Genomic DNA, 23,443 nt, shown 5'->3' with positions numbered 1-23,443 from the left:
TCTGAATTTGACAATCATGAGATGCTCGCACGTACCCATTCAGGATGTAGTGCCTGCCCTCGATGCCGGTAATTTTGTATTCACGTGAGTCGAGGGACAGCTTGATCACGTCACCCAGCCTGTGATGCCATAGCCGTGGCGTGATCGTCCATTTTTCTTGCTCCATTCTTTTTCCTTGATGATGCACGAATCATGCTTCCTACAATGAGGCCGGTTTGCCTTGCTGCTCTGATGACGTGCGCATAATTGGCCAGCTCAAGCAGTTCCAAATTTGTGTTTTTGGCCTCTTCGAGCGCTCTTAATTCATCACCGGTGGCAATGTATTTTCCGGTTTCCGTATGCCGGTCACCGATGACCCCCAAAGTTTGGCCGTAAAGCTGATGCCGGTTTCCGGCTTCGATAATTTTTCCGGACTTGTCGTATTGGCCGATTAAGTCAGCCAGTTCGGTGCCGAGTATCAGCATTTTTGACAGGGTGAAATATTCTTCTTCCATCATCGTGCCGAAACGCAGGCTGTTTATGGCGGCTTGCCACGGCATATGGAAGTTGTTGATTTCTTCCGGGGTTAACGAGCGCTGAATGTTTGATTCGATCAGATAAGAAAACCGTTTATCAAAAAGATCGTAATCAATGATCGTTCTGGTTTTTTGCTTTGCTCTACGTTGCTTTCTGTTCATTGCCTTGTCTCAATTTTTCACCGCCCAACACCAACACCAGATCATCCAGCATCTTGGCCAGCTCAGCACACATCAGCGTCATGTCAGCATCGAAGCGTTCAGCTTCATCCATGCTTGAAAAATCGCCACCTTCTTTGAGAATGTCCAGCGGTTTGATGCGTTTGATATCCAGAGAATCATTCAACACAAATGAAATGCGGTCTGCCCATGTCATGGCCAGCTTTGTGCAAACTTTCCCATTCTGGATATGCTTGGCCACATCACCGGACTCAGGCGTTTGGCGGATATAGCGAACCGTTGCGCTGCTTTCAGCTTTTGAAACAAGATCGGTATCCTGGTCAATGCTGAAGTTTGCAGGCGCCTCATCCTGGAGCAGCCATTCGGTCATGGCAGCAGATGGGGATAGCTCGGTGAACAGACTTTGCACCGGCAGCGGATCCAGTACTTTGGCCAGCATACCAATGACTTCATCTGACTTGGCAGAGGAGGCTGCATCGATAATCAGCCAGTGGTTTTTGGTATCCAGCCAGACGCGGGTGTCTTTTTGGACAGCAAAGGCCTTGGGCAGTAGCTCCTCGGTAACCTGCTCCTTGATTTCCTTGAGCTGTTTGCGACCAGGTCTGTAGCCTTGCTGCTCTTCGATTTCCAGACATTTTTCTTTTGTTGTCTGATTAATGACAGAGGCGGGCAGAAGCTTTTTTTCAACACGCAATGCCAGCAGGTACTGACCATTTATCGCGTGTACCAAAGCGCCATTATTGCAGGGTGATACCCAGCCCATGTTTTGCATGTCTGACCGGTTGCCGGGCTGGAATAGTTGCCGCTCAAGTTTGGTTTCGAGATCCGCGGCCGTGAAATTGAATTCAGGTGAAAGGCGGAATATCTTTAAGTTTTTAAACCACATATTAATCCTTATGTCAGAATGGGATTGAGTCATCCATATCCATGATGTTTGCTGGCGGGGCAGCTGGGCGCTGCCTTTGTGGTGGCGGGGGTGCGGCTCTTTGCTGCTCTTGCGGCTGGGCTTGGCTACCAACAAACTCAAACATAGATACTGTTGCTGCCAATGCGGTGCCTTGCGTGCCGTCATTCCTCTGAAACGTCTGGATATGCACATCACTCAGAACAACATAAAGTTGCTGTCCCTTTGTGAGATATTGCGCAATAGCCTCCGCGTTATCCCTCCAAAGCGAACCCTTAACCCATTGTGTGGGCTGTTTGCCGTCTTGTTTTTTGCCATAAGAAAATGCAAGCGACAAGTCAGCAACTGCTTTACCATCTCTTGTGTGCCTTACTTCCGCATCCCTGCCGAGCCGAGCAACTCCAATTAATTGAGCCATTTTTATTCCTTCAAAATATTAAGCAGCTTCTTTCAGTGCATCAGCCAGTTGTTTTTGGCATCGAGAAACCATTCTTTCAAATTCAACCAAGTCTGATTCCAGCGCGTTAATGACATCATCGTCACGGTTGATTCTGATGATTTTCATTGCGGCAAGATCATGTACCCACAAAATCAGATCAACCCATTTCCTGCCAAGCAACCACATTGCGCCGTTGCACTGGTCGATATAGCCGGAAATATCACCATCAACAAAAGCAGTAAAAAGCGTGTCACTGGAAACCATGGTCTTGATTTCAATGATTCCATCGTCATCAACAAGGCCATCAACGCTGACGCCAAACAGCCGGTCGTGCGTAGTGATAAAACCCGCTTCATCAACGATGTTGCCGGTCTTGCGTTCGTATATCATTCTGGCAAGCGGCTCTTGTTCTGTGCCTATTCGCATTGCACCATTGGTAAAAACTGGCATTGGTTCGCCACCTTCACGCTCCCTGGCCACGTCTTTTGCGTAGTCCAGGCATTTTTTTGAGGGATGACCGTTTTTCAGGCGGTCACGGCAATCCTTGAACCGACTTCCGGTGATAACACCTTTTCTTGCCGCCAGCCAAGCTTCAGACCCCTGCTCGTCGGTATATATAATGTTGTCGGTCATTTCTTACTCTCCCTGCTCAATCATTTTTTTCTTTGATTTCCACGCCCTGGAGAATGCAGCATATTGATCAAGCTTATTTGCTGCAAACAGTTTGGCAGCATCTTCGCCATCCCATATTTTTTGCAATTCTTCTACTGAAGACGCCTGAGCAACAGCGCTGATGCACTTGTCACGTAAGCTGGTATCATCCGGGGCCACTCCATCGGTGTCATCGTCCTGTTCTGATAGGCCGGTGATCGCTTTCAAGGTGTACCGCTCAAGATATGATTTCGCACTGGCCCGGGCTTGAATAGCATTCTTTGCCCCGCCTGTGTCCGGTGGGCCGCCCATGCTTACGCTTTCTTCATGACCGCCTATATGGCGTAAGTAGCAGGTAACTTCAATCCAGTCTTTTTCGTCCTTAGTTAGCTTCCATGAAGATGAAAGGCCGTGTTTTGATAAGGCAGGAGTTACAGCATTCACCCAGTCATGCAGCTCCGCATAGCTTTTGCCACGCAGCGGGCCATCTTTGACATCCTTGCTTCGGATTACTTTCACTGATTCGGCTTTAAATGCAGCAAAAGCAGCGTCATAGGCTTTCTTGGCTTCAGCTTTTTGCCAGCGCTCCTGGAGGTCCATCATTTGGCTGATCTGCTCCAGGCTGGCGCCTTGCTGTATGGCTGCCATCATCATTCCCATTGGGGAATTAGCAGGCACCTGTCCTGCCGCTGCGATAGCGGCAGGCTTGGCCTCAATAATTTCTGTGTTTGTGCTCATATCACTTCCTTTTGCCACACACCCCATTCTTCCAGTTGGTCAGTCCAGCCATGGGAGTAGGCCATATCAATTAATTCGCGGGCGTACTCGATAACAGACTGCCGTGATTCCCTAACAATTCTTTGCGAGTATGTAAGTAGCCATGACTCAAGCTCGCCCTCGCGATACGAAGCATGAAATGCTTTTATCCACTCGGCCTTTGGTTCGCCGAATGCGTGACACTTCTTTCCATCCAGGCACTCAACGACTTTTGAAATAATGAAGTCGTCCGTTACTTGCACTGGCTCAACGCCATCAATAGTTAATTGAGACATTTGGAATCTCCCCCTTTGCTATCAGGATAATTGCTTGCCTTGCGCATTCTTCAGGTACGCCACCATCAATAAGTGCTTGCATGGCGATACGGTTCACGTTGCCACGATGCTCGCGGTCAGCTTCACGTTTACGCTGTTCTTCTTCGGCCTTCGTCTTTTCCCGTTCTTGTCGGGCTATTTCTGCCTGCCGTGCGGCTTCTGCCGCCTCTTTTGCCCGCTGCTCTGATGCCAGCTTTTCAGCTTCAGCGCGGGCCTCAGCTTGCTTCTGGCGCTCAATGGCTTCCTGTCTTTCCCGCTCGGCTCGCTCTGCTGCTGCTTTAATGTCAGCTTCACGTTTGGCCGCTTCTTCGCGCTCTGCCCGGGCCTTGGTTTCAGCATCTGCCTTAGCTTTTTCAGCAGCCTGACGGGCAATTTCAGCTTCCCTGTCTTTTCGTTCCTGTTCAGCTTGCTTGCATCTGAGTTCAGTCAGTTCGGCTTGCTCGGCTTCGTATTTTTCACGGTCAGCCAAAGCGAAGCCAAGGCTATCAAGCGCCTTTTGTTTGGCCCTGTGGGCTTCAGCCTCAAATTCTTCCCATGATTCATCTACAGCAGTAGACTCAACATCTGCAATCATCTGACGTAGAACATTAGACTCAAGGCTTGTGCTTGCATTTGCGCCAGCCTGATTGAGCCGCATAACTGCCGCGTTGTGTTTTGCGAGTCGGCCTTCTTCGGCTTGTTCCCACTCGGTCAGAGGTTTGCGAATCCGTTCCTGCAGGGCATCGAAGCGATCTTTGATGCGACGGCGTGATGCGTCGATCTTTTTAGGGATTTCTTTGTATTCCGCTGATAGTTTGGCGCCCAGCTTCTCAATGGCAGTCTTGCTGCGTGCCACCTTATAGGCGTCGCTTGCGCACTGGTCTCGGCCTTTTTTTGTGCTTATGTCGTAGACTACGCCAACTACTTGATTCTCAACCTCGGCATACAGTTGATCCAGAGAATCCTCTGTAGTGAAAACCTGTAATGCATTTTCGTAAGCTGGTAGCGTTACCAGTTCTGTTGTTTGTGCTGTTTGTGCTGTTTGTGTCATAACCACACCATTAATAAAATTATTACAACGCAACCAATCAGCATTGCGATTGCAAGTAGCCAATCAAATCCAGGCTCATTCGGTGCCCAGCTGCCAGTGAGCGGGTCGTACTCTGAGTCCGGTTCGTGGCAGATATGCCCAATGTCTTTATACGGATCCATGCGGCCTCCATGGACTCACTGATACATATCCAAAAACAAACTCACCATGAGCTTTTTTGTAGTTATCAGCCGCGTGAGCTTGGTCAACCGCGAACGTAATAAATTCTTTATTTACGATGTATGCATTCATATCAATCATCCATTTCAGTTTTGCCGAACGGGCAGGGGGTTGTTGTGCAATCCAGCACCGCGTACCACCAGTCACCGGTGGCGTAAGGATCGCGCACGGTCTTGCAGTGGTCGCAATCTTCGCAGCGTGGCTGGGCTGGCTTTGGTTTGTGTTTGGGCGTGCGTGTCGTGTGGCTTCGCAGATGTGCCGCGAGGCCGGGGAAGGGGTTTTTCATTGATTTCTCCGTGGGTGAGGAGTGGGGCCACTGGCTGGCCGTGCGGATCAATATCCGTGCCGTTCTCTGACTTTCGCCGGGCGTCCAGATCGCGCCAAGGTGTGGCCTGTCCAAGCCGTCGGCTACCATGAGTCCAGCGTTTGCTGGGTTGGAGTTTGGATTGTTTGATTGGTTGATGGTGGCCGGGCGTTACTCCAGCTGTACCCACTCGACAGTCGCGCGTGGTCGGTACGGGACCGCGGCTACCTACCCTGCGTGTCCACTTTCCACGCCGCCGCTCTTGTGATGGCCCTGCGCTCTTGCCCGGCACAGGTTAGGGGCTTTACGCACTGCTTTTGCATCTCCGGTAAACCGGCTCGCTAACTAATGCCCGTGTACGCATGAGCATCCCGGTATCGCACATTTACGGGACTTTTCACGGACTTCATACTGACAGTCGTTGTGCTGAAAAAATAGGTTGATGGCTGCTGGAAGGAGATCCTCTGCTTTCGCATGTATGCCAACTAGTTTGGCGGCTAACTGCCATCCAGCCATATAAGCCGCGATTAAAGCCATCAAGAATCCACTCCCGGACTTACGCTCCCCTTCGGCCTTGGCTTCCGCTGCTGCCCGAGTGGATTCTTGATGGCCCCCGCTACTTTCCCGGGGTGGTCATCGGCTCATGTCTTCAGCCGCCCGTCATACTCATTACAGGAGTAACGTGGCTGGTTTATCACGGAAAACCAGCAAAACCGTACCGCAAGGAGTCAGTTATGAAATCAGCTCTGGCGCTTTAATGCAGATCACTATCCGCTACCGTTCTCGCTATTTGCCCACCGTTGCGAACCGGTCTTTACCCTATGCGGGGTTGGGCTGTTTATTTAAACTGAGTAATCCGCTCACCCAAAATTGCGCTATACATCGTCATAATGTGCGCCTGCGTATTCAATCGCTCCTGCTCCTGCCAAGGAAGGGAGGCAAAAAGATCTGTATTTTTGAATTCGCCAAGCTTTGTGCGGCGCTCGTCCAGTTCCGATTTTTCTTCAACTACTCTTTGTTGGTGAGGTTGCATAAATTTCCTTTGTTGGTGGTTGGTATTTATTGAGCAGGCTCCCGTTTTAATTCGTTTTTCAATTATTTTTTGTGCAATTGGTTAATTGGTGCCGGGTGAATAACTCCCGGCGGAACCTGCTCAATAGATGGCACTCGTTAGAATGCCTGCCACCCAGTTACCGGCTGTTCCCTCGTCGGCTCCGGTAAAAGGATGGCAATACAATCAACATCTGGACTCTCGCATTTCGCGGGCTTTCGCTAAGTCTCCCTGACTCATATCCAGCGCTGAAGGGCCTTGATCTTTCACTCAGGAGTAAAGCGTTTCGTCCTGCGGATAGCCATGCCGTGATCGGCATCATTTCCGTGTTTATCGATTCCAGTTTTTTAAAGATCAAACCAAACTTAGGGGAGAGGCCATTCAGCTATAATCACCTTGCCGGATCCACTAACTCCGGTTGCGGCCTAGTAAACCGCTGAAGGTGAAAACCATTTCTTAAATCTCTTGCAAGCCAGGGGTTGGATAGCCCCTCGGATGGTGCTGATGCACTTACCCGGTACGCTTAGCAAGACAAAAGATTCTGAGATTTGGGGTTAGCCGACTCATCTTGCCGAGGGTTGGATGAGTGCGGAAAAGTACCCGGGTACTGATTCGCAAAGCGCCAGGCACGGCGCTATATAAATGCCAACCCTTAACTGTTGGCAGGCCTGTCAACTTCTTTCGGGGCTTTTTGCCATGATAGAACTGACAATCAAGATGACGTTGAGCTACAAACAGGCCATAAAGCTATTGGCTGGCTTGTTCATGCTTTTCGTCAGCTAGAAGTGCCCCAGCCTCGAAAGGGGCTGGCTGCGAATCCAAGGGCAGGGTGCTAATACACCTTGCCTTTTTTCGTTATGGCCTCTCGCCTAAGTTCAGTTGTTAAAGAAGCTTCGTTTGAAGCGTGCGCTCCGTTGAGTGCATGAGTTGAATATTACCACTAGAAAAACTAGTATGCAAGAAAAACTAGCAATAAAGCATAGTGAAATAGAAACAAAATGTAAATTTGATGGTTGTGTTGATTGGGGTGAATTGCAACAATGGCTAAAATTGCCCACTTTGGCCCGGCTCAGGCCAGCCGCCGGCTTAATATTCGGTCATGAATACTTTTACATTACTGCCGGACGGCAATCTTTTACACGACAGCGGTTTTGTCCTTATCACCGAAAATGAAATGATCCGGCTGGACGTTTTGACTTTTGATGAATTTGTGGCCTGGATGAATCAAGAAGAGGAGGGCGCGCTCGATGAGCGATTTAGGCAGCTGCTTGTGGATGCCCTGGGATTTTTGCGGAGGTTGAATTGAATAAACCGCATCGCGAGAGGGGGAAGATAGGAATCAACAACATTAACGGGACTTATACTTATGTATGTGTTATATTATCAGGGTCGATCTTTAATAAAACAGTGGCGGTAACCGGGCTTTCCTTGTCATAGGAAGGCTTTTTTTGTCGCCGGTTGTTTTGTTGGATTATATGTTTTTTGTTAGAAAAGGAGATGGTTATGAGAGTAAGTGACGGATGGGATGGCTAGTAACGTATGGATCCATCAGTAGTAAATAGCGACCTAATCTTAGGTGAAACATATGGCTTCTGGACACAAACAGGAGCCATTGTTATATCTGCGATCATTGCTTTCTTTATGTGGCGCCATCAAGCAACCCAGGCACGCAGGAGAGCGACAATTGACGTGATATTAGATGAAAGAAATAACGATAAGCTTAATAAAGCAAAAGCCAGAATTTATGAAATATTAGATATCCCTAATTATAATTTTATGGATGGATACAATAATGACGAGTCCGAAGATAAAAAATTAATTCTCATGGTGCTTAATCAAAAAGAATTCATAGCCAAGGGTATTCGATGCAAGGCTTTTGAAGAAGAAATTTATAAAGACACTCAATATTCTAACAACATGAAAATATGGCGCGCCACAAAACCATTAATAATGGAAATCAGGCGTAAAACAGGAAGAGAGACGCTATTTCAGGAGTTTGAGTGGCTTGCTCGTCGCTGGGAAAAGAAACCACTAAAGAAAATACATTAATAAGCCGCATCGTGTGCGGCTTGGTTTGATGGGCTTAAGTCGAGCTTGCTTTTGGCGGAGCAACTAAATCACTAATGTGCAGTCTGCTGATATTTCCATCTTGATCAATTTCGGCTTTTGCGAGAAACTTAATTGCCGTTCGATTTGCCATTGAAATAGCATAAGAGTTACCGGCCAATGACGCAATCGGATCTGAGATGACTGCGGATACCGTCACTTGATCTTCAGTGGAGCCCGCAAGCTCAATTTTGCAATTCCCATTGCGAATATCCATTTCCACAATATATCCGTTGTATTCACGGGTGGGCTCAATAGTGGATGTTTTCGGTATCATCACAAGGTTTTTTGTTTTCTGGTCGAACTTTACGGTAGTTCCTTCTTTTTTTTCGGTGATGCTTATGTCGCTACAAGAATTTCCTATTGGGGCAAGCGCCTGACGAGCGGATGCAGCAAGCCCATCGGCCATTTTTTCAATTACCGTCATAAGTCTACTTGCATTTTCTGCATTTTGGCCAAGCGATTGTTCCAGCGCTTTGCTTAGATGTTTCATTTCGACCTCTTTTCGGCGATTAAATATATAGCCAATCAGCCCCGTTAGAAGAGCGCCTCCTGTTCCGCTCCAAAACTGCCCGGACTGCGCCACGCCTTGAATTACAGCCATTACCTCGTAGCAATTGTGTTTCTCGACCGGAGCGGCATATACTTTTACTGATAAAGCATCGTATTGTTTATTGTACTGCCCGGTGACGGAAAAATGGGAGCAAACAGCCAAAATTCTGGCGAATCCCTGAAGCGAAACGCCAAGTTGATTTAGATCTATTTGATGATCGGCGCTATCCAAACCATCATATCTTATCGTTACCGATTCGCCATCTATCATGTTGTTTTTGTCTTTTGATTCTTTGCCCATTTCTATCCCGCATCAAAAACCCAATCAATCCCTTGGTCTGGTAAACAACACCAGCATTCCAAGAATAATATCCCCAGCCATCCAGGTGCCCAAAACTATTAAAAACCCCATCGTTGAGTTATTTATAGTCTTCTCAAGGCCGACCTGATCCACCATGTTGGCAAAAATATCATTGGTCCCGACCATGTACATAATCAAAAGCAGTAGCATCAAGACATTAAAAACAACAAAAAGCCACTTGAATGCCGTGCCAAAGAAACCCCTTTTGGGCTCCTTTAGCTGTATTCCGCACGAAACACACTTTGTTGATTGGTCGCTTACATTGGAGTTGCACTCCGGGCAATTTATTAACACCGCGCTTCTCCAGGAGGAATTAATTCTGCTGCCTTGGCTGCTGCGTTTGCTCTACTGACCCGGCCGCAATTCCTGTGGCAACGCCATGTTGATCTGAGCTGGTTGAATAGCTGGACAGAACGCCAGACTTATCGAAATTCAATACGACTGAGCCAAATGTGGTGTCAGCGCCACCCGCAAACGCACCAACAATAGGAACAAACGTAATGGCCCGGGCTTGAGTTTGAGAGTGGCTATAAATCAATGTTGATGTGCCATCAGAGTTTCTGTGCTGAGAAGTGGGCTGCCCAAATGATGCTAATACCTCTGTTTTAGTGGTCTTGCCGTCCTGGAGGGTAGCTATTTTTTCATCTGAAATTTTCACGCCAGAAGACGCGCACCCAACAAGGGCAACGCATGCCATCAATAAGATATTTTTTAATACACGATTCATTTTTCGTTACTCCATGATTAAATTTTTTTAAAATCTCAGCTAATTTAGCCTCAATTAACAAATACCCCATATTCTTTAAGCTTATCAAAGTACTTGATAATGGCCGGCTTGGCGGAACCGACTACATCAGTAGAAAAGATGCCTTCAACATAGGTCTTACTAAGCAATACTTTTACACGAACATCTTTAGCATTAACCAGTTGGCTTGCCAGGCTAAAGGGAATGTAATAACGTTTTGAAGATGTAGATCTCCCGGGGATGTATGAGCCAGCATGAACAAATCCAGGCACTCGCTGGAAGTCAGTCGTATCATCCATAGTACTGATCTCAACCACCTTTCCGTCAATGTTAAATAACAATGACTTTCCTCTTTCTATGCTGTGCGCTCCATCGACATAAACATCAAAAACAAGCGTATCTTTAGGCATTTTGCTGCTCCAGCGAACGCCCATCTTTATCTGCCATCCGCTCATTCCGGACGTATCGGCATACACAAACGCAGGCTCCATTAGTACTTCTTTCGAGCCATCAAAAGTCGAAGTGTTTTCCCTGATGGCGCCTATGCCAGACATTTCATTGAGCGCTACACAGCCAGATATAGAAATCATTGCGAGTGTCGTTAAAATAACTTTTGAAAATATATTCATATTTCATTACCTCAAGGTTAAAATATTTAAAGCACAAAGCTACACATAATCACGCGGCCGATAATCTTGAAGCTATCCTTTGGGCCAATAAACATTGGATCATAAGCATGGTTGTAGGAAAGCGCCACGATGCCTCCCTCAGTTTTGCTAAGCGACTTAATGTATATGTTTTTATTTAGGAAAAACACATATACCTTGCCATTGATAATTTCATGGCCATTCTCAACCACTAGAACATCAGCCCCGTCCGGTATGATCGGCTCCATGCTATCGCCCTTAGCGGTCATAAAGAACGTGTTCTTTTCTGATGCACCGTTCTTTTTCAAGAAATCAGATCGTATTTTGAATGGCTCAAGGGCATCATAATCAAACACAAGCCTGCCTTCCCCGGCAGACGCTCGCAAATCAAATCTGCGGATATTTGTAAATTCACTTTCATTCGCGGCCGGTGTCTCTTTTACTTCATTGCCGGTTTGCGCTTGAGCATCCCCGAAAAGAATGTATTCGGAAGTTGTGTTCAGTACTCTTGCCACATCATCCACTCTTGATCTTTTTGGCGCGGTCTTCCCGTTCTCCCACTGCTGAATTGTTTGCCATGATTTTAGCGACAAAAGGGCGGCTAGGGCCTCCATAGAAAGCCCTGAATTTTCTCTTAATCGTTTAATGCGTTCGTGAATTGTGCTCATACCGCATTAAACCATGCAAGAAAAAATTGCATCAACACAAGAGTATCTAGCATTGCTAGAAAAACTAGTATAGAATTATGCTTATGAATACTCAAACAGCAATCATTGAGGCCGTTGCTAAGTGCGGCGGAGTTATAGCCACCACCCAAAAAACCGGGGCAAGGGGGTATCAGTCCGTCCAACAATGGATAAGAGCGGGCCAAGTTCCGGCCTGGGCCTGCCCAATTCTTGAAAAAGAAAGTGGAATTTCCAGGATCAATTTCAGGAAAGATGCGCACAAAATTTGGCCCGAACTTGCCGAAAAGGCTATCAATGAATAACCACATCCTCACCTCCCTTCAGCAGTCGGTAAAAAATACTCAACGCCAGCGCGTAGTCGGTTTCGTTGTCTTCGCTGGCTTGAGCCAAGGCAATGAAGTAAAGGGTGTCGATGCTCATTTCCGTTTTTCCGTGAAAGTTAACCATGGAAAAAATTTTCAGCGATTTTGTACCGGAAAGTATAGGAAATTCTCATGTCAATAAAATCCAGTAGCCAGTTAACTATTGATTTTGAACCCGGTTTGACAGAGCGTCACGATACGCTGCTTGATTGCGTCCGTGAGTGCGCCTATACAAACCGCAATCCGCTTAAAACAATCGCGGCAGATATGGACCTGAGTCAATCGGAGTTGTCCCGCAAGCTGGCCAATAACCCAGAAGACCCCCGGAAAATGTCGGTTGGTGATCTTGAGAAATTCATTGTGGCCACAGGTGACACGACGCCCATTTACTACCTGGTCGAAAAATACTTACAAGACGAGTCTGCTAAACAGAAGCAAGCTATCTCCGCGCTAGCTAAAGCCATGCCGGATATTCTTTCATTGATGAAACAGGCAGGGATGGCATGAAACAATTGTTCCAGCTCTCGCATCCAGTTGCCCGGCGCAATGCTGCCAATGCAGTTATGCAGGCCGAAGATGGACACATGGTGGAAATAAAACCACGTACCCGCTCACTAGATCAAAATGCCATGCTTCATGCGCTTTTCACAGAAGCATCCAAAAACGCAACATGGCAGGGTAGAAAGCTAACGCCCATGCAGTGGAAGGTGCTTTTTATCTCTGGCCACAACATCGCCACCGGAAATGGGGCTGACATGATTCCTGGCCTTGAATCTGAGTACGTAAATATTCGCGAGTCATCGGCACAAATGAGCATCCCCAGAATGACAAGCTTGATTGAGTATATCAATGCGTGGCTGGCAAATAACGTGGTGGCCTCATGACAAAAACAGAACGCCAGTACCTGGGCCGCATTGCTGACTTCGGCTGCATTTTATGCCACCGCCTAGGACTTGGTGCCACGCCATGTGAAATACACCATTTACGGCATGGTATGGGCAAGGGCCAACGCAACAGCAATTTTAACGTTATCGGTCTTTGCTTCGAGCACCACCGAGGTAATACCGGCTACCACGGCTTAGGCCGACGCGCCTTTGAGCGCATGTATGAAATCACAGAATTGGAATTGCTGGCATTGAGCCAGCAGAACATTGAATTGCCAGAATCGGCAGGCGTGAAAAAAGCCGCTATGCAGGCGGCTTGATTCGAACTACTTATAGGAACTATAGATATATGTTAACTCAAACCAATAATTTAATGCAAGCGTTAAGCGTAAATACAACCATCACAATGACCAGTCTGGAAATCGCTGATTTGGTTGAATCCCGTCATGACAACGTACGAATTGCCATTCAGCGCCTTGTTGATAAAGGCGTGATAACTTTACCTGCAATGCAGGAAAAGCCCACGGCGGGCCGCCCCACACAGGTTTATGTGTTTTCAGGCGAACAGGGCAAACGCGACAGTATTATTGTGGTCGCCCAACTTTCCCCTGAATTTACCGCCAGGCTGGTTGACCGTTGGCAGGAGCTTGAGCAAGGAGTCGCGGCTATCCCAAGATCTTTGCCGGAGGCGTTGCGCCTTGCTGCGGACCTTGCGGAAAAGAACGAGCACCTGGCCATAGAGCGCGATCATGCTGTTGCCACCAAGGCACAGATCGGCAGCAAACGCGAAGCCACAGCCATGGCAACAGCCTCAAAGCATAAACGCGAAGCCGAAAAACTTAAACATGAACTGGGTCGCAATAGGCACCACGCCACCATCATTGCAGTAGAGCGTGCCACTGGCCTTAAATTTCCCAAAAACGCCTATGTCGCGTTACGCAAGTGGTGCAAGAAAAACAATACGCCATCGGTTGATGTGGTTGATGACCGATACGGATCCGTAAAGGCATGGCCTGCCGGAGCTTGGCTTTCTGAGTATGACGTTGATCTGTCTGAGTTGTTTGTTTCGGAGGCAGCGTAATGCATTATTTCCAGCAGAAAATAAATGAATTATTCCTTTTCCCTGGCCAATTGAATTTGAGTGGGCAGAGTGTAAATGTAGGTCAGGATGTAGTAGGTCAACTCAGCGGCAGCAAGCGCGTCTTTTTCGCCAAGATTTTCGACATCATGAGCGGCGTCATTGCCGATAAATCTAAGCTCGTGCGACCACTCTTTAATTTCGTCGGTAACGCTAAGTTTGTTAATGCGGTCCGCAAGATTCCCTTTGGCTTCAGGAAGTTTGTCTTTGGTCATCAACTCAATGACGCGGCGATACGCCATAGCGGCAGAATTCCACCTTTTTCCTTTGAGTGCATATTCAGCATCGAGGTAGTTTTCAGCAATGTGCGCAGGGATGTGTTCTGGGATTTGAATCGGTTCCGGGTGAGGAAAAATATCCTGAGCAAGATAATCACCATTTTGCAGAATATTGCCATGCGTACGTATCGAATCAAAAGATCGCATATGGGAATGACAGGTGATAGCTACCGGCATATAGCAACTATTGCATGTAAACATAAAAGACCACGCGTAACACCTGCCCATGCTAGAACTTATAGTCGTATGAGTTTGCACGCCATTTGCGAATGTGAAACCAACATTCTGACTGTGGCAATGAGGGCAATCATGAACAAGGGTCAGCGCCATGAGTAACTCCGAATCAATTACATTTGAAAATAAAAAAATAAAACAAATTATAGAGCATTACGGTCCCGCTAAAGCCATATCGCATTTATTCGAAGAGTACCGTGTTTCAGGGGGAAATCGTGACGCTTTTGTGGCGGCCCTTATTGCACGCATGTGCTTGATTGAATCAAGAACAAAAACAATGGAGTCCAATCATGGCAAGAGCTAGAAACATAAAGCCCGGATTTTTTTCTAATGATGACTTGGCTGATATAAGCCCACTTGGGCGCTTGTTATTTATTGGCCTGTGGACCGTTGCTGATAAAGCAGGAAGAATGGAAGATCGCCCAAGAAGAATAAAGGCAGAAGTCCTTCCTTATGACGATTGTGACGTTGATGGCTTGCTTAATGACCTTGAAAAGCATGGTTTTATTACCAGGTATAAACACGACAATTCCAAGTATATTCAAGTGCTTAACTTCACCAAGCACCAGAATCCGCACGTTAAAGAATCGGAAAGTCAGATACCAGCACCAGACCAGCACAGTGCAAGCACGGTACAAGTACAGTGCAATGAACAACCTAAACCGGAACAAGCCGGGCTGATTCCTGATTCCGGATTCCCTATTACTGATTCCATAGAAAAAGAAAAAGTAAAAAAAGAAAATCCAGATGCCTCGCCTCCGGCTCAGCCTGCTCCCAAAAAATCAAATGCCGCCAAAGTCACTGGCACAAGGCTGCCTGAAAACTTCCAAGTCCCTGACGACTGGGTTGACTGGGCTACCGATGAACGGCCAGACATACCGGCGGCAGAAATGCGCACGGTCGCTGAAAGCTTCGTTGACTACTGGACGGCCAAGGCAGGTGCCGCAGCCCGAAAGGTCGATTGGCAGGCCACATGGCGCAACTGGGTACGAAACCAGAAACGGTATGCTACGCCACCGCCAGCCAAGCAGCAGAAGTTCGACCCAACCGCCTACGTGAACCGAAACCGAGTACCGAGCCATGACATTATCGACATTTGAAAACCCCTGGAGACAAGTCAAATCCAGCATTGGCATGTCATTGATCGACCACCTGTACAACCGGCTGGACGGCATGTACACCAGCAAATGGCGAGCTGCTTTTCCGAGCATCGAGTCCATCGAAAACTGGAAAGCGGCCTGGTCTGATGCGTTCATCGAACGCCGTCTGTCGCCTGAGCAGATCAAGCGAGGCCTTGCAAATTGCCTTGACCTGTACGACTGGCCGCCCAGCCTGGCCGAGTTCATCAAAGCCTGCGAGCAGAAAAGCCGTGATGAGCAGATCACGCCCATCGAGGACCCAGCCAAGCTACTGGAGCGCGACATCAAGCCAGATCCAGCCAAGGCTGAGGCCGTGATGAAGATGGCCCGCTCACAAGTCAACACGCCCGGGAGCATGGAGTGGGTCAAGCCGATCATGGCCAACCCCAAAAATTACGCCAGCATGGCCGTGAAGATGGCCAAGCAGGTTGCTGAAAAACACAGGATCGCGGTATGAGCGTTCAGTGCGTTGCTTGCAAGAACTTCTCCCTTCGAGGCGATAACCGGTCAAGCATCGGCATGGCCAGTCAAGGATACGGCATTTGTAGCTTCGGCACGGCAGGACAGTTTCAAAGCGCGATATTTCCTCGGCACTGCGCAAAGTTCGTCCAGGTCGATGCGGAGATTGAGGCAAAGCGGGTGGCCTGGCTGGATAAGCAAAAAGCAGAATTTTTAAAAAGGATTATGAAATGAAATTGAAGTTGCCTTATCCGGTTTCAGCTAATCGGTACTGGAAAACACGGGCCGTTAAAAACTTCGCTCAAACGTACCTCAGTGCCGAAGCGAGGGATTATAGAAGGCAGGTAATGCGCATTGCAGCCGATTTCAGGGCGGTACAGGGCGATGTTTCGATTGGGTTGGTACTTGCACCTAAGCTGACCAAAAAAAACGAAGCCAGCAAGGTTTTGATGGATTTGGATAATTCCATAAAGGTGACCTTGGATGCCTTGATTGGGGTCGTTTATGTGGACGACAAGCAAGTGAAGCGAATCACGGCCGAGTATGGGCAGCCGGAAGTTGGTGGTGCACTGTATGTAACCGTAAAGGAAATGGAATGTTTATCGGAGTAATCATGGGCTTTGCCTTGGGCTTTGCAGCCAAGTGGGCGTGGGATGTTTTTGTTTTCAGTATTCGGGAATGGAGGTAATGTAATGTACGGTAAAACAATGATGGATAGAGAAGAAATGATGGCGGATACAAAGGATCAAATCAACCACCCAAGCCACTACCAAGGCAAAGTGGAATGCATCGATGCTATCGAAGCCGCAACGGAAGGGTTGGTCGGCATTGAGGCCGTGTGCACCGGCAATGCTATCAAATATCTTTTTCGCTGGAAGAAGAAGGGCGGAAAAGAGGATCTGGAAAAGGCAAGGCGCTACATCAACCGAATTCTGGGAGATTGGTGATGCACTTTACTGATTTGACAATTGATGAATCAACCCAGATTGATGAGCTGCTGGATATCTGGTGGTCTTGGAGCCGGGCATACATGGAAAAGACGGGAGCGCCACGCATTTCTGCATTTTGCAAAGAAATGAAGATGGATGATACCTACACCGATTCAGACGTGATTGATGATCGAATCAACTCGGCAATCGCGGCGCAGGTAGAGGCAGTCATGGAGTCGTTGACATGGCAACAGAAATCGGCAATAGGCATCATCACCGGCAACAGAGTGATTGGCAACAGGGTATTCAAGAACCCACGCATGACACGAGAAGAACTTCACCTGCATTACAAGAGCGCCAAGCTTGTTATGTGGCCACATCTTCTCAGACGTGATCTTGTCAAGAAAGAGGTTGACGTTTAATGGTTTTGTTCTTATAATATGTGCGTGGGTGTATTGTTGCGCCTGTAAGAATTGCAAGCCTCGTTCGAGAAATCGATCGGGGCTTTTTTGTTGGGTGATTCAATGAAAGAACAACTGGATCGAATCGAAGCCAAGCTGGATCTATTGATTGATTTGCTGCTTGAAGAAGAACAAGAAGAAGAAAAATTCAGCGGCGATCTTTCGGCAGATGAGCTGACCCCCAGAATGCCAGACGAGCTATGACATTACTCAAGCCCAAGATCAAGCTGGCCACTATCAAGCCACGACTACCAGTAGCAGGCAAGGCGGCCAGAGCGCCAGCACCACCCAAACGGATAGCAGGAAGAAGAGGGCAGGAACGCAGGAAAAGAATATGGCTTAAAGATCCGCACTGCGCAAACTGTGGAAAGCTGGTTGCAATGCATGAGTTTGAGTTAGACCACAGGATACCGCTGCATCAAGGTGGGCCAGACACGGACGATAACTGTCAGGTCTTATGTGCCGGCATCGGTGGGTGCCACGATTTGAAAACACGAGCTGAAGGCGGATACAGGACGAGGCGATAGCCCCCCTGTTAAAAGTCTGGAAGTGGCTTTGGCTGGACACCCGCCCCCCACTCATTCGCAGAAAATTTCCAGTTTTAACAAATATGTTAAAGGACGAGTTAAATGGCGTTAACAGAGAAAAAGCGCAAATTTGCAGCGGCGCTTAAATCTGGCGCTTCAAATAAAGACGCTGCTATTGCTGCTGGCTATAGTGAAAAATCAGCATCCCAGGCCGGCTCAAGATTGTCTAATGATCCTGATGTCATTGCTGAGATGGAGCGCAAAGGAGTTGTGCAAAGGGCCAAAGAAGAACCTGGGCCACTTAATCTGTCAGAGCTGGCCGGCTCATTCAAGGACCCAAAGAAATTCTTGATGGCGATGGTTAATGATGTTGCCGAAGATCCCAGGCTTAGGCTGGACGCCGCCAAAACCCTGATGCCTTACTTTCACGCCAGAAAGGGGGAGCTGGGCAAGAAGGAACAGCAACAGCAGGATGCGCAGGCTACCCAGTCAAGCAGGTTTGGGCAGCGACAGGCAGGTCACTTGAAGGCAGTTAAATAAGTGGAGTGGGATACTTCTTGTGTGGATTGGGAAAAACGCATTGAAAACTCAGAGTCGCTTATTCCGGTGGGCCCATTATTCCCAGATCAGGCCAATGACGCACTAGACGTGTTTTCCAACCTGAGAATGGTTGATGCAACCGGCAGTCCGCTTATGGGTGATGCCTGCCTGCCATGGGTGATGGATATCGTGGCCACACTGTTTGGCTCATACGATGAAAGCACCGGGCGAAGGTTAATCAAGAATTATTTCTTGATGGTAAGTAAAAAAAACGGCAAGAGCACCATTGCTGCCGGGATCATGCTGACCGCGCTGGTCCTCAACACTCGGCCATCGGGTGAATTTATCATCCTGTCGCCCACTAAAGAGGCAAGCGATAACGCATATAAACCAATTAGGGACATGATCCGGGCTGAGCCTGAGTTGGCAGCCCGTTTTCATGAGCAGGAGCATATACGGACTATTACCGACCGGCTGAATAATGCCACATTGAAAGTGGTGGCTGCTGACTCAACCACCGTGACTGGGAAAAAAGCCATTGGCGTCTTTATTGATGAATTGCACGAGTTTGGTAAGAAGTCAAAGGCAGCAGGGATGCTGACCGAGGCAACCGGTGGCTTGGCATCGCGCCCCGAGGGGTTTGTATTCTATTGCACTACGCAATCGAATGAGCCGCCAGCGGGCGTTTTTAGGGCAAAACTGAAGTACGCACGGGATGTGAGGGATGGAAAAGTAAAGGACAAAATGTTCTTGCCAATCATTTATGAGTTCCCTCAATGGATGATTGACCGGAATATGCACCGGGACCTGAGAAATGCTTATGTGACAAACCCGAACTGGGGTGTATCAGTGGATCAGGAAGTGATTGAGCAGAAGTATCAGGAAGCTGCATCAGAGGGCGAGGAGGCAACGCTTGATTTTCTGGCCAAGCACCTGAATGTTGAGATCGGCATGAATCTACGCTCAGACCGCTGGGCTGGGGCTGACTATTGGGAAAGTCGCGGCCAATCCCTCACTTTAAATGAGCTGCTTGACCGGTCCGAGGTGGTAACACTTGGCGTTGACGGCGGCGGCCTTGATGACTTGCTAGGAGCGGCTGCCATTGGCCGAGAAAAAGATACAGGCAGATGGCTGCATTGGGGCAAAGCCTGGGCCCATCCGTCCGTGCTTGAGCGAAGAAAGGAAATCGCACCAAGGTTACTGGATTTTGAGAAAGACGGCGACCTGGTGATTGTTGAGGATATTGGTGATGACGTTCGGGAGTTGGCTGAGATATTCAAGATGATTTATGACACAGGAAAGTTGCCCGAGAAGTTTGCAATCGGTCTGGATCAGATCGGTATCAGTTTTGAAGAGCCTTTTGCCGAAGCTGAATTGCCCACTGAATTGCTGGCCAGCATTAGCCAAGGGTACAGGCTTGGGGGCACCATTAAAACGGTTGAGAGAAAACTTGCCGAAGGCTCGTTTATTCACGGCAACAGGCCCATGATGGCCTGGGCAGTAAGCAATGCACGTGTTGAGCAAAGAGCAAACTCAATATTGATTACAAAACAAGCCTCTGGCACAGCAAAAATTGACCCGCTTATGGCTTTGCTGGATGCTGCGCAATTGATGGCGCTCAACCCAGTGGCAACAGGTCTGTCAGTTTACGAATCACGCGGCATACGTTTTATTTAGGGCACACATGGGAATTTTTAACTTCTTCCGGAAAAAAGAACCGGAGGCTTCTGCTCGCCCGCAGGCTTCGTATGACGGCATGGCATTTAGTAGTATGGATGATCCGGCTTTCAAGGAATACGTCCGTGGGGAGCAAATCTCAAATGATAAATTGCGCAATATGGCCGCGCTCAGATGCGTATCTTTGATTTGTGAATCAATCGGTATGCTGCCGATTAATCTTATTAAAAACGGGCCTCAGAAGGAATTTGCAAAAAGCCATCCGGCGTATCGGTTGCTAAAACTAAAACCCAACGGCTGGCAGACGCCTTATGAATTTAAAAGCCAGATCCAGTTAAGCGCTCTGACCAACGGCAGTGGGTATGCCCGAATCATTTGGTCACGGGGCCGTCCCATTGCTCTGATTCCGCTGCCGTTTGATCGTGTAAAAGCCAGTTTGGGCGATGACTGGAAAATGACATACACATATACCAGAAAAGACGGTAACCCGGTCACCCTGCAGCAACATGAAGTCTTTCATTTAAGAGACCTGACCATAGATGGCATAACCGCTATTGCCAGAATGAAGCTGGCCAGTGGCGCAATTAAGCTTGCCCGTGATGCAGAAAATGCAGCAGCACGCACGTTTGAAACAGGAAACATGGCGGGTGGCGCTATTGAAACTCCGAAAGCGCTTTCTGATAGTGCATTTGAGCGGATGCGCAAATCGCTGAATGAGGATTTTTCGGGCGCTGAAAATGCAGGCAAGTGGATGATCCTTGAAGAGGACGCTAAGGCCAAGCTTTTTGCCGCAACCTCCCGCGAATCTCAGCACATCGAGAACCGGAATGCACAAATCGAAGAGGTAGCCAGAGCCTTTGGTGTGCCAAGACCGCTCCTTATGATGGATGACACATCCTGGGGTTCTGGCATTGAGCAGCTTGGCATTTTCTTCATTCAGTACGGCTTGCAGCATTGGTTTACTGCCTGGGAACAAGCATTGGCCCGTGTAATGTTAAGTGATTCTGAAATGGAAGAACTTTATTTCAAGACTAACGAGCGCGCCCTGTTGAGAGGCACACTAAAAGACCAGTATGACAGCTTTGCAAAAGCTCTGGGCGCGGGTGGCCATGCAACATGGCTGAAACAAAATGAGGTCCGGGACATGCTGGACTTGCCCGAATCTGACGAAGAATTTGCAAATCAGCTTCACAACAGAGTGAACGCACAGCAAGGAAACAACAATGAGCCTAATAAAACTGCCTGAAATCAAGGCTTCTCACAATATCAGCAAAGCCAAGTTTGACATGCGGCCCGATGCGCTTGAAAAGTGGGAGCCTGAAATCAAGGCCGCCGCCGAGGGAGAAAATTCAATTTCAATTTATGACAGCATCGGTGATAGCTGGGACGGAACGGGCGTAACCGCTAAGCGTATCTCAGCGGCGCTTCGAGCAATTGGAAAGCAAGATGTTGTGGTCAATATCAATTCGCCTGGGGGTGATTTCTTTGAGGGCGTGGCGATCTATAACCTGCTCCGACAGCATGAAGGCAAGGTAACCGTAAGGGTAATGGGTTTGGCCGCATCGGCTGCCTCAGTCATTGCCATGGCTGGTGATGAAATTCTCATGGGGGATGGCTCATTCTTAATGATCCACAACGCCTGGGTGGTAGCCATTGGGAATCGTCATGACATGATTGCTGCCAGCGAACAATTGGCCCCATTCGATGCTGCCATGGCTGATGTTTATGCAGCCAGGTCAGGCATGACCGCAGAAGAGGCGGCAACATTGATGGACAAGGAAACGTGGATAGGCGCGAGTCAAGCCGTCAAAGATGGCCTTGCCACCGGACTGATTGAATCCGAAGAAATCACCTACAACACCAATTCTCATGGTCAGAAAAAATACCTGGCCATGGTTGAGGCATCTATGGCCAAGGCTGGGCATTCCCGCTCAACCCGGCGTGATGTTTTCAAAAACCTATTTTCTGGCAAGCCGGGCGCTGCTGGAAATGATGCCACGCCGAGCGCTGGTAATGACATCGCAGCATCGCTGCAAAACTTAATCAATACTATTAAAGGAGGCCAATAATGGCTCACCATAATATCCAGCGCGGCATCGTAAGTGTTCGTGCTCAAAGTGATGTAAACCAAATTGTTGCAAACCTGCAAAAAGCATTTTCTGATTTTCAAGCCGAGCACAAAAAGCAGCTTGATGATGTAAAGGCTGGATTGCCTGCTTCCGATCATGAAGAGAAGTTGTCCAAGTTTGACCGGGAAATTTCTTCCTTGCAGGCTGCGGTTGATGAGGCAAACCTGAAGATTGCCTCGGCCCAAATGGGCGGTCCAGCCGGTGGCATCAAGGATAAGGAATACACCGAAGCCTTTAAAGCGCACATGAAAAAGGGTGATATTCAGGCCGCCTTGAATAAGGGCGCTGATGATGAAGGTGGTTACCTGACACCGACTGAATGGGATCGCACGATTACCGACAAGCTGGTGCAAGTGTCCCCTATGCGTCAAATTGCCGGGGGGGTATCCACCAGTAAAAACGCCTACACAAAACTGTTCAACGTGGGCGGAACCGCCTCCGGTTGGGTTGGCGAGGCTGACGCACGCACTGAAACCGCAACCAGCGAGTTTGCCCCGCTGACAATCACGACCGGCGAGATTTACGCTAACCCGGCTGCGACTCAGCAGATTCTGGATGATGCGGAAATCAATCTCGAAAGCTGGCTGGCTGGCGAAGTGCAGACTGAGTTCGCCAAGCAGGAGGGCGCTGCGTTTGTGTCCGGCGATGGCTCTAACAAACCCTTCGGCATCCTGACCTACGTTACTGGGGCTACTAACGCGGCAAAACACCCCTTCGGCGCTATTACGCTGGTCAAATCGGGTAACGCCAACCTGCTGACAGCCGACGGCATCATTGATCTGGTTTATGACTTGCCCAGCGCCTTTACCGGCAATGCGCGTTTCATCATGAATCGCAAGACAATGGCCGCTGCCCGCAAGCTGAAAGACGGTTCGGGCACATACCTGTGGCAGCCTTCGTACCTTGCTGGCCAACCTTCGACGCTGGCAGGCTTTGCGGTGACTGAAGTGCCGGACATGCCTGATGTGGCTGCAAACGCCAAGCCGATTATGTTCGGTGACTTCCGCCAAGGCTACCTGATCGTTGATCGTGTGGGTGTGCGCGTACTGCGTGACCCCTACACCAAGAAGCCTTACGTGCTGTTCTACACAACCAAGCGCGTCGGTGGCGGTGTAGTCAACCCCGAGTGCCTGCGCGCCCTTAACGTCGCCGCCTAACCAATCTGGCCCGCTCATGTAGCGGGCCTTCTTCTTTCTGGAGTATGG

At 48.6% G+C, this 23,443-nt stretch carries 35 protein-coding genes; 20 read left to right on the top strand and 15 right to left on the bottom strand.

What is annotated here, in order from left to right; translation table 11 throughout:
• Positions 1-110 precede the first annotated feature (110 nt).
• The 9 genes from JHL22_RS05165 to JHL22_RS05125 form a co-directional block, all read right to left on the bottom strand.
• A complete protein-coding gene (locus JHL22_RS05165; RefSeq protein WP_200234639.1) occupies positions 111-677 on the bottom strand; it encodes a hypothetical protein in 567 nt (188 codons plus the stop codon).
• Complete coding sequence (locus JHL22_RS05160) at positions 658-1,581, bottom strand: recombination-associated protein RdgC (RefSeq protein ID WP_200234637.1); 924 nt, start codon at positions 1,579-1,581, stop codon at positions 658-660. The genes JHL22_RS05165 and JHL22_RS05160 overlap by 20 nt, the downstream gene beginning before the upstream one ends.
• Before the next feature lie 13 nt (positions 1,582-1,594).
• Positions 1,595-2,017 carry a single-stranded DNA-binding protein gene (locus JHL22_RS05155; RefSeq protein ID WP_200234635.1) on the bottom strand — a complete coding sequence of 141 codons (423 nt, stop codon included), beginning with the start codon at positions 2,015-2,017 and terminating at the stop codon, positions 1,595-1,597.
• Positions 2,018-2,035: 18 nt separating this feature from the next.
• Positions 2,036-2,671: a lambda exonuclease family protein gene (locus JHL22_RS05150; RefSeq protein ID WP_200234633.1), complete on the bottom strand. Its 636-nt coding sequence runs from the start codon at positions 2,669-2,671 to the stop codon at positions 2,036-2,038.
• A 3-nt stretch (positions 2,672-2,674) separates the two neighbouring features.
• Positions 2,675-3,427, bottom strand: a complete 753-nt coding sequence (locus JHL22_RS05145) for an ERF family protein (protein ID WP_200234631.1) — start codon at positions 3,425-3,427, stop codon at positions 2,675-2,677.
• Positions 3,424-3,741 (bottom strand): hypothetical protein, encoded by a 318-nt coding sequence (locus JHL22_RS05140; protein ID WP_200234629.1) that lies wholly within the window; start codon positions 3,739-3,741, stop codon positions 3,424-3,426. The genes JHL22_RS05145 and JHL22_RS05140 overlap by 4 nt, the downstream gene beginning before the upstream one ends.
• The gene (locus JHL22_RS05135; protein ID WP_234041120.1) at positions 3,722-4,873 is read right to left on the bottom strand and encodes a coiled-coil domain-containing protein; all 1,152 of its coding nucleotides are present in this window, start codon (positions 4,871-4,873) and stop codon (positions 3,722-3,724) included. The genes JHL22_RS05140 and JHL22_RS05135 overlap by 20 nt, the downstream gene beginning before the upstream one ends.
• Before the next feature lie 229 nt (positions 4,874-5,102).
• Entirely contained in the window at positions 5,103-5,315 is a 213-nt protein-coding gene (locus tag JHL22_RS05130; protein WP_200234627.1) for a hypothetical protein, read from the bottom strand.
• Between the two features lie 856 nt (positions 5,316-6,171).
• Entirely contained in the window at positions 6,172-6,366 is a 195-nt protein-coding gene (locus tag JHL22_RS05125; RefSeq protein WP_200234625.1) for a crAss001_48 related protein, read from the bottom strand.
• A 1,117-nt stretch (positions 6,367-7,483) separates the two neighbouring features.
• On the opposite strand from JHL22_RS05125, the gene JHL22_RS05120 reads away from it, so the two are divergent.
• Positions 7,484-7,690 carry a hypothetical protein gene (locus JHL22_RS05120; RefSeq protein WP_200234623.1) on the top strand — a complete coding sequence of 69 codons (207 nt, stop codon included), beginning with the start codon at positions 7,484-7,486 and terminating at the stop codon, positions 7,688-7,690.
• Between the two features lie 233 nt (positions 7,691-7,923).
• On the top strand, positions 7,924-8,433 hold the full coding sequence (locus JHL22_RS05115; protein ID WP_200234621.1) for a DUF4760 domain-containing protein: 510 nt from the start codon (positions 7,924-7,926) through the stop codon (positions 8,431-8,433).
• A gap of 34 nt (positions 8,434-8,467) precedes the next feature.
• Here JHL22_RS05115 and JHL22_RS05110 read toward each other — a convergent pair whose 3' ends face one another.
• From JHL22_RS05110 to JHL22_RS05095, 4 genes are all read right to left on the bottom strand, one after another.
• Positions 8,468-9,343 (bottom strand): DUF7946 domain-containing protein, encoded by an 876-nt coding sequence (locus JHL22_RS05110; protein WP_200234619.1) that lies wholly within the window; start codon positions 9,341-9,343, stop codon positions 8,468-8,470.
• A 373-nt stretch (positions 9,344-9,716) separates the two neighbouring features.
• Positions 9,717-10,130, bottom strand: a complete 414-nt coding sequence (locus JHL22_RS05105) for a hypothetical protein (RefSeq protein WP_200234617.1) — start codon at positions 10,128-10,130, stop codon at positions 9,717-9,719.
• 50 nt (positions 10,131-10,180) lie between these two features.
• Entirely contained in the window at positions 10,181-10,777 is a 597-nt protein-coding gene (locus tag JHL22_RS05100) for a hypothetical protein (RefSeq protein WP_200234615.1), read from the bottom strand.
• A gap of 26 nt (positions 10,778-10,803) precedes the next feature.
• Positions 10,804-11,463, bottom strand: a complete 660-nt coding sequence (locus JHL22_RS05095; protein WP_200234613.1) for an XRE family transcriptional regulator — start codon at positions 11,461-11,463, stop codon at positions 10,804-10,806.
• 83 nt (positions 11,464-11,546) lie between these two features.
• Here JHL22_RS05095 and JHL22_RS05090 point away from each other — a divergent pair, with 83 nt between their 5' ends.
• Positions 11,547-11,783: a hypothetical protein gene (locus tag JHL22_RS05090; RefSeq protein WP_200234611.1), complete on the top strand. Its 237-nt coding sequence runs from the start codon at positions 11,547-11,549 to the stop codon at positions 11,781-11,783.
• On the opposite strand, the gene JHL22_RS16095 is transcribed toward JHL22_RS05090, so the two are convergent.
• Entirely contained in the window at positions 11,773-11,901 is a 129-nt protein-coding gene (locus JHL22_RS16095; RefSeq protein WP_268918912.1) for a hypothetical protein, read from the bottom strand. The genes JHL22_RS05090 and JHL22_RS16095 overlap by 11 nt on opposite strands.
• Positions 11,902-11,975: 74 nt before the next feature.
• On the opposite strand from JHL22_RS16095, the gene JHL22_RS05085 reads away from it, so the two are divergent.
• Genes JHL22_RS05085 through JHL22_RS05070 form a run of 4 tightly spaced genes read left to right on the top strand, consistent with a single transcriptional unit; the run spans position 11,976 to position 13,808 of the window.
• Entirely contained in the window at positions 11,976-12,350 is a 375-nt protein-coding gene (locus JHL22_RS05085) for a phage regulatory CII family protein (protein ID WP_200234609.1), read from the top strand.
• Positions 12,347-12,727, top strand: a complete 381-nt coding sequence (locus JHL22_RS05080) for a recombination protein NinB (protein ID WP_200234607.1) — start codon at positions 12,347-12,349, stop codon at positions 12,725-12,727. Before JHL22_RS05085 ends, JHL22_RS05080 begins: the two co-directional genes overlap by 4 nt.
• On the top strand, positions 12,724-13,047 hold the full coding sequence (locus JHL22_RS05075; RefSeq protein WP_200234605.1) for a Ref family recombination enhancement nuclease: 324 nt from the start codon (positions 12,724-12,726) through the stop codon (positions 13,045-13,047). The genes JHL22_RS05080 and JHL22_RS05075 overlap by 4 nt, the downstream gene beginning before the upstream one ends.
• A gap of 29 nt (positions 13,048-13,076) precedes the next feature.
• A complete protein-coding gene (locus tag JHL22_RS05070; RefSeq protein ID WP_200234602.1) occupies positions 13,077-13,808 on the top strand; it encodes a Rha family transcriptional regulator in 732 nt (243 codons plus the stop codon).
• A gap of 29 nt (positions 13,809-13,837) precedes the next feature.
• On the opposite strand, the gene JHL22_RS05065 is transcribed toward JHL22_RS05070, so the two are convergent.
• Positions 13,838-14,473, bottom strand: a complete 636-nt coding sequence (locus JHL22_RS05065; RefSeq protein ID WP_200234600.1) for a DUF4145 domain-containing protein — start codon at positions 14,471-14,473, stop codon at positions 13,838-13,840.
• A 161-nt stretch (positions 14,474-14,634) separates the two neighbouring features.
• On the opposite strand from JHL22_RS05065, the gene JHL22_RS05055 reads away from it, so the two are divergent.
• The 13 genes from JHL22_RS05055 (at position 14,635) to JHL22_RS04995 (ending at position 23,395) form a co-directional block, all read left to right on the top strand.
• Positions 14,635-15,477 (top strand): hypothetical protein, encoded by an 843-nt coding sequence (locus tag JHL22_RS05055; RefSeq protein ID WP_234041119.1) that lies wholly within the window; start codon positions 14,635-14,637, stop codon positions 15,475-15,477.
• A gap of 34 nt (positions 15,478-15,511) precedes the next feature.
• The gene (locus JHL22_RS05050; protein WP_200234593.1) at positions 15,512-15,973 is read left to right on the top strand and encodes a replication protein P; all 462 of its coding nucleotides are present in this window, start codon (positions 15,512-15,514) and stop codon (positions 15,971-15,973) included.
• The gene (locus JHL22_RS05045) at positions 15,970-16,209 is read left to right on the top strand and encodes a hypothetical protein (protein ID WP_200234591.1); all 240 of its coding nucleotides are present in this window, start codon (positions 15,970-15,972) and stop codon (positions 16,207-16,209) included. The genes JHL22_RS05050 and JHL22_RS05045 overlap by 4 nt, the downstream gene beginning before the upstream one ends.
• Positions 16,206-16,586 (top strand): RusA family crossover junction endodeoxyribonuclease, encoded by a 381-nt coding sequence (locus JHL22_RS05040; protein ID WP_200234589.1) that lies wholly within the window; start codon positions 16,206-16,208, stop codon positions 16,584-16,586. The genes JHL22_RS05045 and JHL22_RS05040 overlap by 4 nt, the downstream gene beginning before the upstream one ends.
• 81 nt (positions 16,587-16,667) lie before the next feature.
• A complete protein-coding gene (locus JHL22_RS05035) occupies positions 16,668-16,922 on the top strand; it encodes a DUF3310 domain-containing protein (protein ID WP_200234587.1) in 255 nt (84 codons plus the stop codon).
• An 83-nt stretch (positions 16,923-17,005) separates the two neighbouring features.
• On the top strand, positions 17,006-17,326 hold the full coding sequence (locus JHL22_RS05030) for a hypothetical protein (protein ID WP_200234585.1): 321 nt from the start codon (positions 17,006-17,008) through the stop codon (positions 17,324-17,326).
• Between the two features lie 102 nt (positions 17,327-17,428).
• A complete protein-coding gene (locus JHL22_RS05025) occupies positions 17,429-17,569 on the top strand; it encodes a hypothetical protein (RefSeq protein WP_200234583.1) in 141 nt (46 codons plus the stop codon).
• Positions 17,566-17,892: an HNH endonuclease gene (locus JHL22_RS16090; RefSeq protein ID WP_268918911.1), complete on the top strand. Its 327-nt coding sequence runs from the start codon at positions 17,566-17,568 to the stop codon at positions 17,890-17,892. The genes JHL22_RS05025 and JHL22_RS16090 overlap by 4 nt, the downstream gene beginning before the upstream one ends.
• Before the next feature lie 102 nt (positions 17,893-17,994).
• Positions 17,995-18,432: a terminase small subunit gene (locus JHL22_RS05015; RefSeq protein WP_200234581.1), complete on the top strand. Its 438-nt coding sequence runs from the start codon at positions 17,995-17,997 to the stop codon at positions 18,430-18,432.
• Positions 18,433-18,453: 21 nt separating this feature from the next.
• Positions 18,454-20,109 (top strand): terminase large subunit, encoded by a 1,656-nt coding sequence (locus tag JHL22_RS05010; protein ID WP_329610638.1) that lies wholly within the window; start codon positions 18,454-18,456, stop codon positions 20,107-20,109.
• Positions 20,110-20,116: 7 nt separating this feature from the next.
• A complete protein-coding gene (locus JHL22_RS05005; protein WP_200234577.1) occupies positions 20,117-21,355 on the top strand; it encodes a phage portal protein in 1,239 nt (412 codons plus the stop codon).
• Positions 21,333-22,178 carry a head maturation protease, ClpP-related gene (locus tag JHL22_RS05000; RefSeq protein ID WP_200234575.1) on the top strand — a complete coding sequence of 282 codons (846 nt, stop codon included), beginning with the start codon at positions 21,333-21,335 and terminating at the stop codon, positions 22,176-22,178. Before JHL22_RS05005 ends, JHL22_RS05000 begins: the two co-directional genes overlap by 23 nt.
• Entirely contained in the window at positions 22,178-23,395 is a 1,218-nt protein-coding gene (locus JHL22_RS04995; RefSeq protein WP_200234573.1) for a phage major capsid protein, read from the top strand. The genes JHL22_RS05000 and JHL22_RS04995 overlap by 1 nt, the downstream gene beginning before the upstream one ends.
• The last annotated feature ends 48 nt before the right edge of the window (positions 23,396-23,443 follow it).

Origin of the sequence: Advenella mandrilli (genome assembly GCF_016595155.1) — a bacterium.
Lineage (GTDB): Bacteria > Pseudomonadota > Gammaproteobacteria > Burkholderiales > Burkholderiaceae_B > Advenella > Advenella mandrilli.
The sequence above is the reverse complement of the archived record's forward strand: the minus strand, read 5'-3'. Positions and strand labels throughout refer to the sequence as shown.

Excerpts from the sequence above, each read along its gene's own strand:
- JHL22_RS05095 (WP_200234613.1), bottom strand. The coding sequence starts at position 11,463 with ATGAGCACAATTCACGAACGCATTAAACGATTAAGAGAAAATTCAGGG.
- JHL22_RS05145 (WP_200234631.1), bottom strand. The coding sequence starts at position 3,427 with ATGAGCACAAACACAGAAATTATTGAGGCCAAGCCTGCCGCTATCGCA.
- JHL22_RS05105 (WP_200234617.1), bottom strand. The coding sequence starts at position 10,130 with ATGAATCGTGTATTAAAAAATATCTTATTGATGGCATGCGTTGCCCTT.
- JHL22_RS05150 (WP_200234633.1), bottom strand. The coding sequence starts at position 2,671 with ATGACCGACAACATTATATATACCGACGAGCAGGGGTCTGAAGCTTGG.
- JHL22_RS05040 (WP_200234589.1), top strand. The coding sequence starts at position 16,206 with ATGAAATTGAAGTTGCCTTATCCGGTTTCAGCTAATCGGTACTGGAAA.
- JHL22_RS04995 (WP_200234573.1), top strand. The coding sequence starts at position 22,178 with ATGGCTCACCATAATATCCAGCGCGGCATCGTAAGTGTTCGTGCTCAA.
- JHL22_RS05110 (WP_200234619.1), bottom strand. The coding sequence starts at position 9,343 with ATGGGCAAAGAATCAAAAGACAAAAACAACATGATAGATGGCGAATCG.
- JHL22_RS05000 (WP_200234575.1), top strand. The coding sequence starts at position 21,333 with ATGAGCCTAATAAAACTGCCTGAAATCAAGGCTTCTCACAATATCAGC.
- JHL22_RS05155 (WP_200234635.1), bottom strand. The coding sequence starts at position 2,017 with ATGGCTCAATTAATTGGAGTTGCTCGGCTCGGCAGGGATGCGGAAGTA.
- JHL22_RS05035 (WP_200234587.1), top strand. The coding sequence starts at position 16,668 with ATGTACGGTAAAACAATGATGGATAGAGAAGAAATGATGGCGGATACA.
- JHL22_RS05070 (WP_200234602.1), top strand. The coding sequence starts at position 13,077 with ATGTTAACTCAAACCAATAATTTAATGCAAGCGTTAAGCGTAAATACA.
- JHL22_RS05115 (WP_200234621.1), top strand. The coding sequence starts at position 7,924 with ATGGATCCATCAGTAGTAAATAGCGACCTAATCTTAGGTGAAACATAT.
- JHL22_RS05130 (WP_200234627.1), bottom strand. The coding sequence starts at position 5,315 with ATGAAAAACCCCTTCCCCGGCCTCGCGGCACATCTGCGAAGCCACACG.
- JHL22_RS05165 (WP_200234639.1), bottom strand. The coding sequence starts at position 677 with ATGAACAGAAAGCAACGTAGAGCAAAGCAAAAAACCAGAACGATCATT.
- JHL22_RS05160 (WP_200234637.1), bottom strand. The coding sequence starts at position 1,581 with ATGTGGTTTAAAAACTTAAAGATATTCCGCCTTTCACCTGAATTCAAT.
- JHL22_RS05005 (WP_200234577.1), top strand. The coding sequence starts at position 20,117 with ATGGGAATTTTTAACTTCTTCCGGAAAAAAGAACCGGAGGCTTCTGCT.
- JHL22_RS05065 (WP_200234600.1), bottom strand. The coding sequence starts at position 14,473 with ATGGCGCTGACCCTTGTTCATGATTGCCCTCATTGCCACAGTCAGAAT.
- JHL22_RS05025 (WP_200234583.1), top strand. The coding sequence starts at position 17,429 with ATGAAAGAACAACTGGATCGAATCGAAGCCAAGCTGGATCTATTGATT.
- JHL22_RS05120 (WP_200234623.1), top strand. The coding sequence starts at position 7,484 with ATGAATACTTTTACATTACTGCCGGACGGCAATCTTTTACACGACAGC.
- JHL22_RS05050 (WP_200234593.1), top strand. The coding sequence starts at position 15,512 with ATGTCATTGATCGACCACCTGTACAACCGGCTGGACGGCATGTACACC.
- JHL22_RS05085 (WP_200234609.1), top strand. The coding sequence starts at position 11,976 with ATGTCAATAAAATCCAGTAGCCAGTTAACTATTGATTTTGAACCCGGT.
- JHL22_RS05075 (WP_200234605.1), top strand. The coding sequence starts at position 12,724 with ATGACAAAAACAGAACGCCAGTACCTGGGCCGCATTGCTGACTTCGGC.
- JHL22_RS05015 (WP_200234581.1), top strand. The coding sequence starts at position 17,995 with ATGGCGTTAACAGAGAAAAAGCGCAAATTTGCAGCGGCGCTTAAATCT.
- JHL22_RS05090 (WP_200234611.1), top strand. The coding sequence starts at position 11,547 with ATGAATACTCAAACAGCAATCATTGAGGCCGTTGCTAAGTGCGGCGGA.
- JHL22_RS05140 (WP_200234629.1), bottom strand. The coding sequence starts at position 3,741 with ATGTCTCAATTAACTATTGATGGCGTTGAGCCAGTGCAAGTAACGGAC.
- JHL22_RS05125 (WP_200234625.1), bottom strand. The coding sequence starts at position 6,366 with ATGCAACCTCACCAACAAAGAGTAGTTGAAGAAAAATCGGAACTGGAC.
- JHL22_RS05080 (WP_200234607.1), top strand. The coding sequence starts at position 12,347 with ATGAAACAATTGTTCCAGCTCTCGCATCCAGTTGCCCGGCGCAATGCT.
- JHL22_RS16090 (WP_268918911.1), top strand. The coding sequence starts at position 17,566 with ATGACATTACTCAAGCCCAAGATCAAGCTGGCCACTATCAAGCCACGA.
- JHL22_RS16095 (WP_268918912.1), bottom strand. The coding sequence starts at position 11,901 with ATGAGCATCGACACCCTTTACTTCATTGCCTTGGCTCAAGCCAGCGAA.
- JHL22_RS05045 (WP_200234591.1), top strand. The coding sequence starts at position 15,970 with ATGAGCGTTCAGTGCGTTGCTTGCAAGAACTTCTCCCTTCGAGGCGAT.
- JHL22_RS05100 (WP_200234615.1), bottom strand. The coding sequence starts at position 10,777 with ATGAATATATTTTCAAAAGTTATTTTAACGACACTCGCAATGATTTCT.
- JHL22_RS05030 (WP_200234585.1), top strand. The coding sequence starts at position 17,006 with ATGGAAAAGACGGGAGCGCCACGCATTTCTGCATTTTGCAAAGAAATG.